The following is a 15,948-nucleotide window of genomic DNA, read 5'->3' as shown; positions in this document are numbered from 1 at the left end:
AACCGAAGAGCCATGGCGAGTCACTCCAAAAAATCCTTGATCCCGACTACGTTCTACGACCAGGCGAGTACGACGCGACGCGGTTTCTATTGGCTTACGCCGGTGATCGTGCTGGTCCTCTACCTGTGCGTGATGGGCGCGTTCATCTGGCTCCAGCGCCTGCACAACGATAGCGTGATGTTCGTCACGATAGACCAGGAAACGCGCCAACAGCGCCTGTTGATGGTCGTGGCGGCGCTGTCCTTTGTCATAGTACTCAGTCTGCTGGCCTTGTGGCGCTACACGCGTTTTCGCACAACCGCCGAAGCGGCCCTCATTGCGGAAACAGGCTTTCGTCGCGCAATGGAAAATTCCATGTCGACCGGCATGCGTGTTTTCGACATGCACGGACGTATCGCCTATGTGAATCCGGCCTTTTGCCGCATGATAGGTTGGAATGAAGCCGATCTTATCGGGCGCACCACGCCCTTCCCTTATTGGTTGCCCGGCCGACACGCTCAGCACCAGGAAACGCTAGACCTGCTGCTGTCGGGCCGCACGCCCAGCAGCGGACTGGAGGTCGAGGCGCAACGTCGAGACGGGTCGCGCTTTACCGCTCGCATGTATGTGTCTCCACTGCGCGACCCCAATGGCGAGCAGATCGGCTGGATGACGTCCATGACCGACATCACCGAACCCAAACGAATTCGCGAGGCGCTGACGGCGGCCCACGAACGCTTCATGACCGTGCTCGAAGGCCTGGATGACGCCATATCCGTCGTTGCTGACACCTCCGAAGGGCTTGAACTGCTCTTCGCGAACCGTACTTATCGACGATTTTTTGGCGCACAGTCCAACGGCCATGGCGAATTGCTGGGTGGGCGTCTCGGCCGCTTTACAGATGAAACGGTCGAAATCTTTTCTGAATCGGCGCAGCGCTGGTTCGAAGTGCATCATCGTATCCTGGCCTGGACCGATGGGCGCCGCGTTCGCCTCCAAGTGGCGCGCGACATCACCGAGCGCCGTACGCATGAAGAAGACTCGCGCGTGCAACAAGAAAAAATCCAGCTGACCAGCCGACTCACCACGATGGGCGAGATGGCTTCCTCGTTGGCGCATGAGTTGAACCAGCCTCTGACGGCGATCAGCAACTACAGCATGGGGGCCGTCGCCATGCTCAAGTCGGGCAATGCACAGCCCGAGCGCCTCCTCGAGGCATTGGAAAAGGCAGCACAACAAGCAGAACGTGCTGGAAAAATCATCAGTCGCATACGCGAATTCGTGAAGCGCAGCGAACCTCGGCGTCAGTCTGTCCCGGTCAGCCAAATACTGGACAATGCCGTTGGCTTCGCCGAGATCGATGCCCGCAAGCGCCAGATCGATATCGACCAGATTTTGCCGGAGCCCTTGCCAAATGTCATGGCCGACCCCATCCTAATTGAACAGGTATTGCTCAATCTGCTTAAAAACGGGGTTGAAGCGATGGAATCCAGCGAGTACCGGGTGCTTCATGTCGTTGTCACCGATCAGCATCCACTGGTCGAGATAGCCGTCATCGACCGCGGGCATGGCCTTCGCGACCCTGAACGCCTCTTCGAACCTTTTTACAGCACCAAGTCCGAAGGCCTGGGCATGGGACTGAACATCTGCCGTACTATCATCGAGTCGCATCACGGCCGGCTTTGGGCCAGTTCCAATCCGGAAGGCGGCACCATTTTTCGCTTTACCCTGCCGTGCGCGCCGCCACAAGCGCCTCGTGACGCAGAGGAAACCCAGGAGTTGCATGCATGACTACACCTCAAGCCCCGAGCACCATCTTCATAGTCGATGACGACGAGGCGGTCCGCGATTCCCTGCGGTGGCTGCTCGAAGCAAATGGCTACCGGGTACGGAGCTTCAGCGGTGCGGAAGAATTCCTTAATGCATATGAACCGGATCAGGTGGGCGTCCTGATTGCCGACGTGCGCATGCCCGGAATGAGTGGACTGGAACTGCAGGAAGAGCTAATCGCGCGGCGCGCACCCTTGCCCATCGTATTCATCACCGGTCACGGCGATGTGCCCATGGCTGTTTCAACCATGAAGAAAGGTGCCGTCGATTTCCTCGAGAAACCGTTCAATGAGACCGATCTGCGAACCATAGTGGCCCGGATGCTGGACCAGGCCACACAGCGAGTCAGCCAGGCCCAGGCGCATAAGAATCACCAGGCCGTGCTCAGTCGTCTTACCGCGCGCGAACAGCAGGTGCTCGAACGCATTGTGGCGGGCCGCCTGAATAAGCAGATTGCCGGCGACTTGAACATCAGCATCAAGACCGTCGAAGCACACCGCGCCAACATCATGGAAAAGCTCGAAGTCACCACTGTTGCCGACTTGATGAAAATCGCGCTGACTAAAGCGGAAGGGGTCATATGACAGCGCGTCTTATCGATGGAAAGGCGCTTTCCGATACCGTGAAAACGGAAGTGTCGAAGCGGGTGCTGGCTCTCAAGAAACAAGGGATCACACCTGGCCTGGCCGTCGTCCTGGTCGGCGATGACCCGGCTTCACAGGTCTATGTGCGCAACAAGGCGGCCGCATGCGACAAGGCAGGCCTGCATTCCCGGGTCATCCGCCTGGCCGCGGACACCACTGAGGGAGAGCTGCTCGACGTCGTACAGGAACTCAATGCCGACCGCAGCATCCATGGCATTCTGGTGCAATTGCCCTTGCCCGCCCACATGAACGCCAGCCTGGTTATCGAAGCCATCGCTGCTGACAAGGATGTTGACGGCTTTCACGTCAGCAACGCGGGTCTATTGATGACCGGCCAACCGCTTTTTCGGCCTTGCACGCCTTACGGCATCATGAAGATGCTGGAGGCGGAAAATGTCGCACTGCGTGGCGCCGAGGCGGTTATCGTCGGCGCCAGCAATATCGTCGGCAAGCCCATGGCCATGCTGCTGCTGGCCGCCGGCGCCACAGTCACGTTGTGCAATTCCAAGACACGCGACCTTGGTGCACAGACAAGACGGGCCGATGTGTTGGTCGTGGCCACTGGCAAACCCGGCATTGTGACCGGCGATATGATCAAGCCAGGTGCGGTTGTTATCGACGTTGGAATCAATCGCTGCGCCGATGGCCGCTTGGTCGGCGATGTGGAATTCGACTCGGCCAAGACCGTCGCTGGAGCCATTACACCCGTGCCAGGTGGTGTCGGCCCCATGACGATAGCCATGCTGCTGGTCAATACCGTTGAGGCCGCGGAACGCCGCGCCGCTGCCATACACATTTAATGCTGAATTTGACAATGACTGAAAATCCTCTGTTGGCACCCATTTCCTCGCTCATCGACTATGCCCACGTCAAGCCGGCGCACATAGAGCCTGCCGTGTCGGCACTGATCGCCGAAACGCGACAGGCCGTCGACCGCGCTGCTGACCCCGAGCTGGACGCCACCTGGGACAGCATCGTCGAGCCGCTGGAAGACGCCTCTGAGAAGTTGTGGCGCGCATGGTCGGTGGCCGGTCACTTGAACGCGGTCGTCAATACGCCTGAACTCCGAGCGGCTTATAACGAATGCCTTCCACTCGTCACCGAATTTTCCACCTGGGTCGGGCTTCATACCGGCCTGTATGATCAGTACAAACGCATCAAGGCCTCCGCCAGCTTCGCCGAGCTCGCACCTGTGCGGCAGCGGGTCATCGACCTGGCCTTGCGCGATTTCCGACTCAGTGGTGTCGAACTCGTGGGCGACCAGCGCCTGCGCTATGCCGAGATTTCCGACCTTCAGGCACAGGCTTCCCAGAAGTTTTCCGAGAACGTGCTGGACAGCGTGGACCAATGGTCACTCAACGTCCGCGACGAAGCCCGGCTTGCCGGGCTACCGGCCGATGTTGTCCAGGAAGCCAGATCTGCCGCGGAGGCCGACGGCCTGGACGGCTGGAAGCTTGTACTCAAGATGCCCTGCTACATTCCAGTGATGCAGTATGCGACGGACCGCAGCTTGCGCCAAGAACTCTATCGCGCCTATGCAACGGTCGCTTCGGAGCAAGGCGAGCCGAGGCTCGACAACTCTCCACTGATCGAGCGCTTGTTGGCACTTCGGGCTGAAGAAGCTGCACTGCTTGGATTCGGCAGTTTCGCCGCGCTGCGGCTGGAAACCCGCATGGCCGACAATGCTGCTCAAGTGCTGGAATTTCTGCGCGAGCTTGCCCGCAAGGCTAAGCCGTATGCAACGCGTGATCTCGACGAGCTGCGGACATTTGCCCGTGACCGGCTGGGGATGCTCGAACTGGAACCCTGGGATATCGCATTTGTTTCCGAACGATTGCGCGAAGAACGCTATGCCTACTCGGAGGAAGAGATAAAACAGTACTTTACCGAGCCCCAGGTGCTCAAGGGTCTGTTTGACGTCATCAACAAGCTCTTCGATGTAACCATTTTGCCATTTGACGCCCCGACCTGGCATGATGACGCCAAGGCATTTGAGGTCTGCGACAATGCTGGCGTGGTGCTTGGCACTCTCTATATCGACCTGTACGCCCGCCAAGGTAAACAAAGCGGTGCATGGGTGGATAGCGAACGCAATCGCCGCAAGGTGGCCAACAGTGTACAGACGCCGGTTGTCTACCTGACCTGCAATTTTTCGCGTCCACGCGGCGGCAAGCCTGCGTCGCTTACGCACGACGACGTCATAACACTGTTTCATGAAAGCGGCCATGCCCTGCACGCGCTGCTTTCGCAGGTCGACGAACCAGGCGCCGCAGCATTCGCGAGTGTTGAGTGGGATGCCATCGAACTACCATCGCAGTTCATGGAAAATTTCTGCTGGGAGTGGTCGGTCGTGCGCGGCTTGTCGGCCCATATCGAAACAGGTCAGCCACTGCCGCGCGAACTCTACGATAAATTGCTGGCAGCACGCAATTTCCAGAGCGGCATGCAAACGTTGCGACAGGTCGAGTTCTCACTGTTCGATATGGGCATCCATCATCAGGCGCAAGGCATGTCCATACAAGCCGTGCTCAATGTCCTCGATGACATCCGTAAAGAGGTTGCGGTGCTCTTTCCTCCTTCGTGGCACCGATTTCCGCACAACTTCTCGCACCTGTTCGCGGGTGGGTATGGTGCCGGCTATTACAGCTACAAATGGGCTGAAGTACTGTCGGCCGACGTCTACGGTGCATTTGAAGAGAGTGCCATCTTGGCATCGGACCACACACGCGAGACATTGAATGCCGCCACAGGCCAACGTTTTCTGAAGGAAATTCTGGCGGTTGGCGGCTCGCGACCCGCCGCGGAATCCTTCCAGGCGTTCAGGGGCCGCCCTCCTTCCATCGATGCCCTGCTGCGCCATAGCGGCATGACTGAAATTGGCGAACATTAGGTCGCCGGACGCCGGCGTACGTAAACACATAGAGGCTTCAGTAATGCGTTTTTTCCTCCGCTACTTCATGGCCGTGGCCTGTGCGTTCGCCATGGTGTCTCCGATGAAAGCTGCCGACAATCCGGTACACAATGTGCGCGGATTCCTGCCAGACCTGCGTTTTACTCTTCAGGCGGCGGGCGGTAAAACAGTGACCGAGGAAACCTTCAAGGGCAAGACTGTCATGCTGTTTTTCGGCTATGCCAGCTGCCCCGACATCTGTCCTACGACGATGGCGCAACTTTCCCAAGTCATGTCGAATCTTCAGGACGATGCCGACAAGGTGCGAATCTTATTCATCAGCGTGGATCCCCATCGCGACACGCCAGAGATCCTCCAGGCCTATGTCAATGCATTCGATCAGAATGCCATAGGCTTGACGGGAACAGAAAAACAGATCGCCGACCTCGCCCGCCGCTATCGAGTGGCCTATCAGATAGAAAAGCCTTCTGGCAGCGACAAGGAAAACTACGAAGTCGCACACAGCCGGGGCGTGTACATGTTCGACGCCGAAGGCCATGCACGGATGCTGGCCGCCGATACTGAATCGATCGAAGCGTTGACGAGTAGCGTTCGATCTTTACTGCCCGGGCGCTGACGCTCAAGTGTTATTGACGCATTCTTCTTCGACCCGAACATGTTCGAGTTTTGACGTCAGCAATTCGTGGGCTGCATGGCGCAATGCCGTGCGCAAGCCCTCTTCGATGACCGGGTGATAGAAAGGCATATCGAGCATTGTGTGTATGCTCATTTCCTGCTGTACGGCCCATGCCAGAAGATGCGCAATGTGTTCAGCCGCTGGTCCCGCCATCTCGGCACCCAGCAGGCGCCCGTCCTCCTGGTTGGCATAGATACGCAACTTTCCGTAGTTTTTCAACATGATGCGCGACCTGCCCTGGTCTGTGAAATCCACCTCGCCGAATACCACGCCTTGCTGGGGAAGGTCTTTGAACCGCAAGCCTACCGCGGCCAGTTGGGGGTCAGAAAAAACAATAGCGAAAGGCGCGCGCCGCTTGCCGGGGACGACCTGCGGGTAAGCGGCGGCGTTCTGGCCCGCAATGCGTCCATCGTCGCTGGCTTCGTGCAGCAGCGGCAGGACGCCATTGACGTCGCCGGCGATGAATATCGACGTTGATCCCAGCTGCAAGGTACGCGCGTCGTACTGCGGCATGCCTTTGTCATCGAGGATGGCCGATGTGTTGTGCAGGTCGAGTGCGCTCAGATTGGGCCGGCGGCCCGTCGCCACCAGCAAATAATCAAATCGCTCGACCACGGCGTCTTGACCTTCCGCTTGATAGCGGATCTCGACCTCGTCACCAACACGCCGGACGTCGATAATGCGAGACTTCAGATGCAAGTCAAGTTCCGACTGGAAGGCGGTCAGCGCGCTGGCGCGAACGACGGGATCGGTCAACCCACCAAGGCTATCGCTGCGGTTGATCATCCGGACCTGAACGCCAAGGCGCGCCAGCGCTTGGCCTATCTCCATACCGATGACACCGGCGCCGGCTACCATGACGCGGCGCGGCAGGTGATTCCAGGCGAAGACGTCGTCATTGACAATCACGCGGTCTCCCAGCGCACGGTAGGGTTCTGGCACGACTGGCGTCGAACCCGTGGCAATGATGACCCGCGATGCCTGGATTTCGGTATGGTCGTCGACCCGCAGCAGCGTATCGGAAACGAACCGCGCATACCCCCGGACTTTGTCGCAGTCCGGAATGCTGTCGATGCTATCGAGCACGAAGCCGACGAATCGGTCACGCTCGCGCTTGACGCGGTCCATGACTTGGGTGCCGTCGATGCGAAGGGTTCCGTCAATGTGAACACCAAGAGCACTCGCCGAGGCTGCCGCATGTGCGGCCTCGGCAGCCGCAATCAATAACTTCGAAGGCATGCAACCGACACGCGCACAGGTTGTTCCATAGGGCCCTCCCTCGATCAGCATGGCGCTTGCGCCAGCGGACTTTACCGTGCGATACGCCAGCATTCCAGCCGTGCCGGCACCGATGATGGCCACATCCGTTTTTAGCTGCTTCATGCTTTACCCCTCAAATGGATCGGGTTCCAGTCCACTCTTTGACGAACTGCGTGAAGTCCGGCCGTTGGGCGGGACCAAGATCGCGGATGGGCGTACCGATGGCTAGGTAGCCCATGAATCGATACTCCAGCGTATCAAAACCCAGGATTTCGCTGACTTCATCGACATAGGTACCCAGCCCGGTGCTCCAGAATGCGCCATAGCCCAACATATGAGCGGCGTTCAGCATATTCATGACGGCGCACCCCACGGCCAGCATCCGCTCGTGCTCGGGAATCTTTGTGTTGTTGTGGTCGATTTTGCATGCTATGGCTATCAGTAGGGGTAGCTCTTCAAGCCAGCGTCGGGTATTGGCTTCTTTCTCTGGAGTCAATGGAAGACCCTCGGCCTTGATGGCGGAGATGGCCATGTCGCCAAGTCGCACTATGCTTTCCTCGCGGATCAGTGCGAAACGCCAAGGCTGCAGTCTGCCATGATCGGGAGCCGACATTGCTGTCTGGAGTATCTGAGCCAATTGCGACTCATCAGGACCCGGAGACTTCAGGAATTTGGTCGATCGTCGGGATAACAAGTATTCAAGGGGCACCACTGACATCTTCAATCCTTTTCAGCGAGGCGCTCGGGCAGTATGCATGAGCGCTTTCATATCGCGTATGGCCTTTTCCCAGCCGTCGAAAATCGCCCGAGCCACGATGGCATGGCCGATATTGAGCTCTGCAATACCCGGCATCGCTGCAATGGTCGTGACGTTTTCGTAATGCAGGCCGTGTCCGGCGTTCACGCGCAGCCCCTCTCCTGCGGCAAGGGCGACAGCCGCGCGCAGCCGTATAAGTTCAAAGTCGATTGCCGCAGGCTCGATAGCCCCGGAATAGGCGCCAGTATGCAATTCAATGACGCGGGCACCTGCCTGCACCGCCGCTTCGATTTGCGAGGGTTCTGGATCGATGAAAAGGGATACGCGTATACCGGAAGCGTGCAGTTGTGAGACAGCTTGTCGAACTAGCGAAAGCTGTGCTGCCACATCGAGGCCACCTTCGGTGGTGAGTTCGCTGCGCTTTTCGGGAACCAGACACACATCCTGGGGCTGGATTCGGCAGGCAATGTCGAGCATTTCAGACGTCACAGCGCATTCAAGGTTCATGCGTGTACGGAGCAAAGGCCGTATTGCCACTACATCGGCGTCTTGAATGTGACGACGGTCTTCCCGCAAGTGCAAGGTTATGACATCTGCGCCCGCCTCTTCCGCACGCAATGCCGCTGCAATGGGATCCGGGTATGAGGTGAGTCGCTGTTGGCGCAAAGTGGCTACATGGTCAATATTCACGCCTAGTTCAATCATTTTCTTGCATCCATTTGGTTCCAGCCATCGTGTCATGAACCATTATCACCTTTTATCGATCCGCTGTCCCTTCCGGGTGCTGTACCGGATACGCCTCCCGCCACGGGTGCAGTCGCCACCGAGCTTTCAAGCCACCCTCCTCCGAGGGCCTTATACAGTTCGACACGATTCATCAGCGACTCCATGCCTATCTGATAAAAAGTCTGCTGTGTCGTATACAGATCGACCTCGGCGTTCTGCACCTGCAGGAAGCTGTCGATACCGGTTTCATAACGCAGCGTGGCGAGCGAAAGCGATTCGGAGGCGGCCGCCTCAAGCGAACGCAAGGCGTCGAGCTGGCGGTCGTAGGTCGCCTCGCCGGCCAGGGCATCGGCCACTTCCCTGAATGCGGTCTGGATCGTTTTCTCGTACTGTGCGACGGCGATATTATTGCGGGCCTCGGCCAAATCGAGGTTGCCGCTTACACCACCCGAGAAAATTGGCATTTGCAATTGCGGGGCAAACTGCCAGAAACGCTGACCGGAGCCGAACAATCCACCCAGTTGCGGGCTGGCGAAGCCCAGCAGACCCGTAATCGAAATATTCGGAAAAAAGGCTGCGCGAGCCGCCCCGATGTTGGCATTGGCAGCCAGCAGCGCGTTCTCCGCGCCCATGATGTCAGGACGCCGCTCAAGCAGGTCGGAAGGCAAGCCGACCGGAATAGCGGCTAACACCTGATCACGACCAAAAGCCGTAGACTGCGGCATATCTTGGGGAATTTCGGTGCCCAGCAATAACTGCAACGCGTTGAAGGCCTGGGCCTGTGATCGCTTGATGCCTTCGCGATCCACTCGCACAGTATCCAGTTGAGCGCGCGCCTGGCTTAGATCCAGCGAGGAAGCGACTCCCGCGTCGTAGCGGGCCTTGACCAGTGAATACGTGTTCTGACGTGATTCCAGCGTTTTCTGCATCAAACCGTCGAGCTGCTGTGCGGTACGCAGACGGAAGTAGGCTTCGGCGACCAAGGCGACCAGATTGATATGCACGGTGCGCGAGGCCTGCGCCGTCGCCAGGTACTGCTGGTAGGCCGCTTCGGACAGGTTCTTGACTCGCCCGAAGAAATCGATTTCGAAAGCGGTCAAGCCCACGCCGGCTTGGTAATACCGGCTGACGCTACCGGCATCTTCGCCCATCCGCAAATTTTCCGGATTACGCGTGAACTGCGCATTTCCCCCAATACCAATGGTGGGCAAGCGATCGCTGTCGGCGATACCGTACTGCGCCCGTGCTTCCTGTACACGCTGAACGGCAATGCGCATGTCGCGATTGTTGGCCAGGGAAAGGCGGATCAATGCCTTGAGCTGCGGATCGGTAAAGAATTCGCTCCAACCAAGGTCGGACCCATAAGCCGCGTCGGGTGCGACCGAAGCCGCAGTTCCGCTACCACGATTCTGCACCGCATCCTGGTCAGGATACTGTCCCGGCACCGGCGCGACCGGGCGTTGATACTTGGGTGCCAGCGAGCATCCGGCCAGCGCCAGGGTGATCAGTATAGGCAACGCTGAGCGTGTGAAGTTACGTGTAATCATGCCTGTCCCCCATCCTTCGAAGAATGATCCGTTTGAGCGGTGCCGCTTGCATGATGAACTTGAGTCAGTGGCGCCATCTTGGCGTGAGCGCCCAGCAGCTTGGGCTTGGTTTTGAACAATGTTAATACCACCACGAAAAACGTAGGAACGAACACCATGGCCAGCGGCGTCGCGGCAAGCATGCCGCCCAGCACACCCAGGCCCACGGCGTTCTGGCTAGCAGAGCTGGCTCCCGTGGCAATCGCCAGAGGGACAACGCCCAGGATAAACGCAAATGACGTCATCAGGATCGGACGGAAGCGAAGACGCGCCGCTTCGACGGTAGCATCCACGATGCTGCCCCCGTGCGCATAAGTATCTTTGGCAAATTCCACAATAAGAATCGCGTTCTTCGCGGCCAGTCCTATTACGGTAATCATGCCAACCTGAAAGTACACATCGTTTGACATTCCTAACGCTGAAACCATACCGACGGCACCGAGCATACCCAACGGAACCATCAGCATGACGGACAGCGGGATCGCCCAGCTCTCATACAAGGCGGCAAGCAACAGGAAAACAACCAGCATGGCCAGCCCCATCAGTATCAAGGACTGACTTCCCGCCTGCTTTTCCTGATAAGACAACCCGGTCCATTCATAACCGAAGCCCGTGGGCAGTTTGCCGATCAACTCCTCGACCTCGGCCATGGCCTCACCCGTCGCGTATCCGGGAGCCGCCGAGCCGCCGATACGGATGGACTCATAACTGTTGTAGCGAACCACCTGCACCGGACCTTGCTCCCAATCAACTTTGACAAATGACGACAGCGGAACCATTTCGCCGGCACTGTTGCGCGCATTCAGCTTCATGATGTCGTCCGCATTCATGCGGTGACTTTGCTCGGCCTGGACCCAAATGTTCTGGATCCACCCCATATTCGGGAACTTGCCCACGTAGGCTGAACCCAACGACGTTGAAATCAGCGTGGCGACTTCGCCAAAGTCCACACCCAATGCAGCGGCCTTGGCCCTGTCGATCGTGAGGCTCATTTGGGGGCCCGCTCCGAGGCCGGTGATACGGGTATCCGCCAGGACAGGGCTTTGCATGGCCATTTGCAAAAGCTGCTGTGTGGCCGCCATCAGGGCGTCATGTCCCTGGCCTCCACGGTCTTGAAGACGAACGTCAAAACCGGAAGCGTTGCCCAGCGAAGAAATGGCCGGCGGCACGATGGCAAACACCATGGAGTCCGGCAACCCAAAAAGCAGGTTTTGGGTTGCCCTGCCGGATACGGCTTGCGCGGAGTGCTCTTGCCCCTTGCGTTCAGAAAAATCCTTCAGGGGTACAAACGCAATCGCGGAATTCAATCCATTGCCATTGAAACTGAATCCCTGGACAGTGACGATATTCTCCGTTTCTGGCTGCTTCGTGAAATAATCCTCAACCTTCTTGATGATCTCCAGTGTGCGACTGCTGGTCGATCCAGCTGGCAATTCCATATTGACAATGACGTAGCCCTGGTCTTCTTCAGGAAGAAAGGATGTTGGCAAGCGCATATACATCCACCCCAACGCCACAACCAGGATCAGGTAGATGATGATCATGCGTCCGCTGCGCTTCAGGCTCCGCCCTACCCACCCTTCATACCGATTCGTCACTCGTTCGAACGAACGATTGAACCAGCCGAAAAACCCTCTTTTCTTTTCGTGATGGCCCTTCGGTATTGGCTTGAGTATGGTCGCGCACAACGCCGGAGTGAACGTCAGGGCCAGGAATCCGGAGAACAGGATGGACACGGCCATGGCAACGGAAAACTGACGGTAGATGACGCCAACAGATCCACTCATGAAAGCCAGCGGCAAGAACACCGTGGCCAATACCAGCGTCATGCCCAGCACTGCGCCGCTGATCTGCGGCATGGCCTTCTTGGTCGCCTCTTTAGGCGAAAGCCCTTCCTCCACCATGATGCGCTCAACGTTCTCGACCACCACGATGGCATCGTCAACCAGAATACCGATGGCGAGCACCATGGCGAACATCGTGAGCACGTTGATCGAAAATCCCAGCGCTAGCATCACGGCGAAGGCGCCCAGGATGGCGATCGGAACTACCAGGGCCGGAATGAGCGTATAGCGTACGTTCTGCAGGAAGATGAACATCACTATAAACACGAGGACCATGGCCTCGAGCAGCGTATGGACGACCTGCTCGATCGACAATTGGACATACGGTGTCGTGTCGTAGGGAATCGAGTAGGTGATGTTTCCCGGGAAGAACTGAGACAGTTCCTCCATGCGTGCTTTCACCCCTTCCGCGGTCTCCAAGGCATTGGCATTCGTGGCGAGCGATATGGCGAACGCAGCGGTGGGCTTGCCATTGAGCCGCGCACCGAACTGATAATTGTCGGCGCCGACCTCGATGCGCGCGACATCACGCATCCGGACGCTGGAACCATCCACGTTCGAACGCAATACGATTTTCTCGAAGTCTTCCACGGTCGTGAGCTCACCGTTGACGACAATAGGTGCCGTGACACGTTGTTCATCCGGGTTGGGAGGTGATCCGATAATCCCCGCGGAAATCAATACATTCTGCTTCGCGACGGCGGCGTTGACTTCCGCCATGCTTATCTTGTAACCCGTCAGCTTGTCGGGATCGACCCATATACGCATCGCCCGGGGTGCCGCAAACAGCTGGAATTTTCCAACGCCCGGAACGCGCGAAATAGCATTCTGGATGTTGCGGGTAATATAGTCAGCCAGCGCAACTTGATTGAGAGAGCCGTCGGTGGACGAAAGCGCCGCTACCAACAGGAAGCTGGCATTGCTTTGGTTGACCTTCAAGCCTTGCTGCGTAACGGCGCCTGGCAACTTGGCCGTGATGTTCGAGATGCGATTTTGCACGTCCACCTGGGCCAGATCAGGATCAGTGCCTGGCGCAAAGGTTGCTGTAATTTCTGAACCGCCGTAGGAGTCGCTGACCGACTCGTAGTACAGCAACCCCTTTGCGCCGTTAAGCTCGTTCTCGATTACGCTGGATACGGATTGGGCAACGTCCTCAGCCGATGCACCGGGGTATGTGGCCTGGATCGTAATTGCTGGTGGGGCCACCTCGGGATATTGCGAAATCGGCATGTTGGGAATGGCCAACAAACCCGCCAGGGTAATTGCCAGGGCAACGACCCAGGCAAAAATAGGCCTTTCTATAAAAAACTGCGGCATGCGTGCTCACTCTAAAAGCAATAAACAGTGTCGGCGGCCAGACTGGCGGCCGGGCAAGCTTAGGGATCAACCCTTGGAACCGGGTTCGGCAACGGGCGCCTTGTCCCCCGACGGATCCGCACCTTTTTCGACGCCTGGCGCACCGGGCTCTGCCGGGGCAGATGCGTTGCCGTCCTGTGAGCCCTTTGGTTTCCACGGCATTCCCTGCACTGCCGCCCCAGGGCGAATTTTCTGGAATCCTTCTACGATCACGACGTCACCGGCATTCAAACCCTCTGTGATGATCCAGTTGCCCTTGCTTTCGGGACCCACTTCAACCGCGACTACCTGGACCTTGCCGTCCCTGACCAGCATCAAACTGCTGAGGCCATCGGCGGTACGTTGCAGTGCCTGTTGTGGTACCAGCAAGGCTTTCTCGTCTACACCTTGCTGCAGGCGCACACGGACATACATGCCCGGCAGCAAAATCTGGTCTGGGTTGGGAAATTCTGCACGCAAAACTACTTGACCCGTAGTCGGATCGACGGTGATTCCGGAAAAAAGGACTTTTCCCGGCTGATCGTAACTTGAACCGTCTTCGAGCACGACCTCCGCCTTGGCATTGCCGTCAGGCGATTGTTCGAGCTTGCCGCTGGCAAGAGCCTGGCGCAACTGCGAGACCTCTGCGGTCGAGCGGGTGAGATCGACATAGACACGGTTAATCTGTTGCACCGTGGCCAACTGGGTGGCCGCCGTGGCGCTGACCAGTGCGCCTTCGGTGACCAGCGACTTGCCTATGCGTCCATCAATGGGCGAATCGACTTTGGTGTATCCCAGATCGATGTCGGCGGCCTGCAGCGTCGCCTCGGCGGCAGCAATGGCTGCTTCAGCCTGACCAGCCGCAGCCATGGCATTGTCGTACTCTTGACGGCTGACCGCGTTGGCCTTGATCAATTTGGAATAGCGCTCTGCCAGGAGCCGTGCGCTCTTTGCATCGGCTTCGGCGCGTTGCAATTGTGCGGCCGCCTGGGCGCGGACAGCGCGATACGGAGCTGGATCGATGGTGAATAACAGTTGTCCGGCCTTGACGTCGCTGCCCTGGTCAAAGTTGATCTCAGTGACAATACCGTTGACCCGTGCGCGGATCTGCGCATCTTTGATGGCTTCGACCCGTCCGGGAAGCTCAACAACGACTTCTGTTGGTGTGGGCTGAACGGTGACTACGCTGACCGGAACCTTCATTTCTCCCGGTACTCCGGATGGCGGCTTTTCACCGCAGGCGGTAAGGAGGAGCAGGGACGAAAAAATGACAACGCGGACTTGCTGCCCGGAAGGCAGGCGAAGGTTCGACATACAAAGACTCCTGGAACAGCATGGCGAACTGTGCAAACACAGCTTTGACCGTTCTGATTTTTAGTAAAGCGTGAGTATATATCGAAAATTCGCTGCAACCGCACATAAGTATCGTTCCGGTTACCGCGGCACACCGATTGCTGCCGGCTTCACTCTGCACCGATCCCATTTACCGTTACTGGAGTTTCAGCATGTTCCCCTACAGCATTCGCTTGATGACACTGATAGCAGCCACAGCCACAGCCATGGCGTTGGGTGGCTGCGCCGGTGACACCACTCCGCGAGCCTCGGCTCAATACGACGACGACGTTTCCATCAATGCAAAGGTGGAAGCGGCAGTCATGAGTGTTCCAGGCATACACACCCACAACGTCCGGATTTCGACGGAAGGTGCAGTGGTGACGCTATCCGGCACCGCCGATAATACGTTGGCGGCCCGGAACGCCGTACAGGCGGCGCGGCAGGTGTCGGGAGTGAAAAAGGTGAATTACGACATCAAGGTTCCCTAGAAATCCTTTTTCAACGTGGGACTGACCAAGGGGTCGAAGTCCTCCCAACGGCCGTTTGCCCATCGGCCCTGGGCTCGCTCAACTTCGACTCCGCCCGCGGCGCGAAGTATTTCTGCGATACGCCGTTCATGTTCCGGTGAGGTATGGACTGCCAGCACGACGCCAGACGGGCGACCCTCATGGACCTTCGCCTGGGTAACCTGCTGTCGCGTTCGCGACGGACGCTTGCGGCCAAGGGAATATACCGCGCCTGCCAGCGACCCTATATACGCCCCCACCCCCGCACCTCCAACGATAGGCAGCATCGAATCAGTGATTGACAAGGCGATCAACCCGCCGATGAGCGCGCCGGCCAGCCCTACGGCGGCGGCCCCGCCAATCGCGCTTAAAGGTGCTCCCTCGGAATCTGGATCTGCTGCCTGGTCGCCACCCATCGGATAACGGTCATGCCCACCGGGTGGATTAACAAAAAAGGTATGGAGATCGTTGGAGGCGACACCTTCGCTCATGAGAGCGGTTGCAGCTCTTTCGGCAGCGTCAAAGGTATCGAAACGAGCAGCTACGATCAGCGACATGA

13 protein-coding genes are annotated in these 15,948 nt (G+C 58.0%); 6 read left to right on the top strand and 7 right to left on the bottom strand.

Going from position 1 to position 15,948, the window contains the following annotated elements:
* The first annotated feature begins 12 nt into the window (after positions 1-12).
* From CR155_RS08500 to CR155_RS08480, 5 genes are all read left to right on the top strand, one after another.
* Positions 13-1,770 (top strand): PAS domain-containing sensor histidine kinase, encoded by a 1,758-nt coding sequence (locus CR155_RS08500; RefSeq protein WP_102069589.1) that lies wholly within the window; start codon positions 13-15, stop codon positions 1,768-1,770.
* Positions 1,767-2,393: a response regulator transcription factor gene (locus tag CR155_RS08495; RefSeq protein WP_102069588.1), complete on the top strand. Its 627-nt coding sequence runs from the start codon at positions 1,767-1,769 to the stop codon at positions 2,391-2,393. Before CR155_RS08500 ends, CR155_RS08495 begins: the two co-directional genes overlap by 4 nt.
* A complete protein-coding gene (folD, locus tag CR155_RS08490) occupies positions 2,390-3,253 on the top strand; it encodes a bifunctional methylenetetrahydrofolate dehydrogenase/methenyltetrahydrofolate cyclohydrolase FolD (RefSeq protein WP_102069587.1) in 864 nt (287 codons plus the stop codon). Before CR155_RS08495 ends, folD begins: the two co-directional genes overlap by 4 nt.
* 14 nt (positions 3,254-3,267) lie before the next feature.
* Positions 3,268-5,343: a M3 family metallopeptidase gene (locus tag CR155_RS08485; RefSeq protein WP_102069832.1), complete on the top strand. Its 2,076-nt coding sequence runs from the start codon at positions 3,268-3,270 to the stop codon at positions 5,341-5,343.
* Positions 5,344-5,434: 91 nt separating this feature from the next.
* The gene (locus CR155_RS08480) at positions 5,435-5,980 is read left to right on the top strand and encodes an SCO family protein (RefSeq protein WP_439650427.1); all 546 of its coding nucleotides are present in this window, start codon (positions 5,435-5,437) and stop codon (positions 5,978-5,980) included.
* A 3-nt stretch (positions 5,981-5,983) separates the two neighbouring features.
* On the opposite strand, the gene CR155_RS08475 is transcribed toward CR155_RS08480, so the two are convergent.
* From CR155_RS08475 to CR155_RS08450, 6 genes are all read right to left on the bottom strand, one after another.
* Entirely contained in the window at positions 5,984-7,423 is a 1,440-nt protein-coding gene (locus tag CR155_RS08475; protein WP_102069585.1) for a dihydrolipoyl dehydrogenase, read from the bottom strand.
* A 10-nt stretch (positions 7,424-7,433) separates the two neighbouring features.
* A complete protein-coding gene (locus CR155_RS08470; protein WP_102069584.1) occupies positions 7,434-8,018 on the bottom strand; it encodes a nitroreductase family protein in 585 nt (194 codons plus the stop codon).
* A 12-nt stretch (positions 8,019-8,030) separates the two neighbouring features.
* Positions 8,031-8,762, bottom strand: coding sequence for a pyridoxine 5'-phosphate synthase (gene pdxJ, locus CR155_RS08465; RefSeq protein WP_102069831.1), 732 nt, complete (start codon positions 8,760-8,762; stop codon positions 8,031-8,033).
* 32 nt (positions 8,763-8,794) lie between these two features.
* The gene (locus CR155_RS08460) at positions 8,795-10,330 is read right to left on the bottom strand and encodes an efflux transporter outer membrane subunit (protein ID WP_102069583.1); all 1,536 of its coding nucleotides are present in this window, start codon (positions 10,328-10,330) and stop codon (positions 8,795-8,797) included.
* On the bottom strand, positions 10,327-13,530 hold the full coding sequence (locus CR155_RS08455; protein ID WP_102069582.1) for an efflux RND transporter permease subunit: 3,204 nt from the start codon (positions 13,528-13,530) through the stop codon (positions 10,327-10,329). The genes CR155_RS08460 and CR155_RS08455 overlap by 4 nt, the downstream gene beginning before the upstream one ends.
* Positions 13,531-13,596: 66 nt before the next feature.
* Positions 13,597-14,862, bottom strand: a complete 1,266-nt coding sequence (locus CR155_RS08450; RefSeq protein ID WP_102069581.1) for an efflux RND transporter periplasmic adaptor subunit — start codon at positions 14,860-14,862, stop codon at positions 13,597-13,599.
* Between the two features lie 191 nt (positions 14,863-15,053).
* Here CR155_RS08450 and CR155_RS08445 point away from each other — a divergent pair, with 191 nt between their 5' ends.
* Positions 15,054-15,371, top strand: coding sequence for a BON domain-containing protein (locus tag CR155_RS08445; protein WP_102069580.1), 318 nt, complete (start codon positions 15,054-15,056; stop codon positions 15,369-15,371).
* On the opposite strand, the gene CR155_RS08440 is transcribed toward CR155_RS08445, so the two are convergent.
* The gene (locus CR155_RS08440) at positions 15,368-15,946 is read right to left on the bottom strand and encodes a hypothetical protein (protein ID WP_102069579.1); all 579 of its coding nucleotides are present in this window, start codon (positions 15,944-15,946) and stop codon (positions 15,368-15,370) included. The two genes, CR155_RS08445 and CR155_RS08440, sit on opposite strands and share 4 nt — an antisense overlap.
* Positions 15,947-15,948 lie beyond the last annotated feature (2 nt).

The sequence above is a fragment of the Pollutimonas nitritireducens genome, assembly GCF_002849615.1.
Classification (GTDB): domain Bacteria; phylum Pseudomonadota; class Gammaproteobacteria; order Burkholderiales; family Burkholderiaceae_B; genus Pollutimonas; species Pollutimonas nitritireducens.
This window is presented reverse-complemented; position numbering and strand designations above follow the sequence as displayed.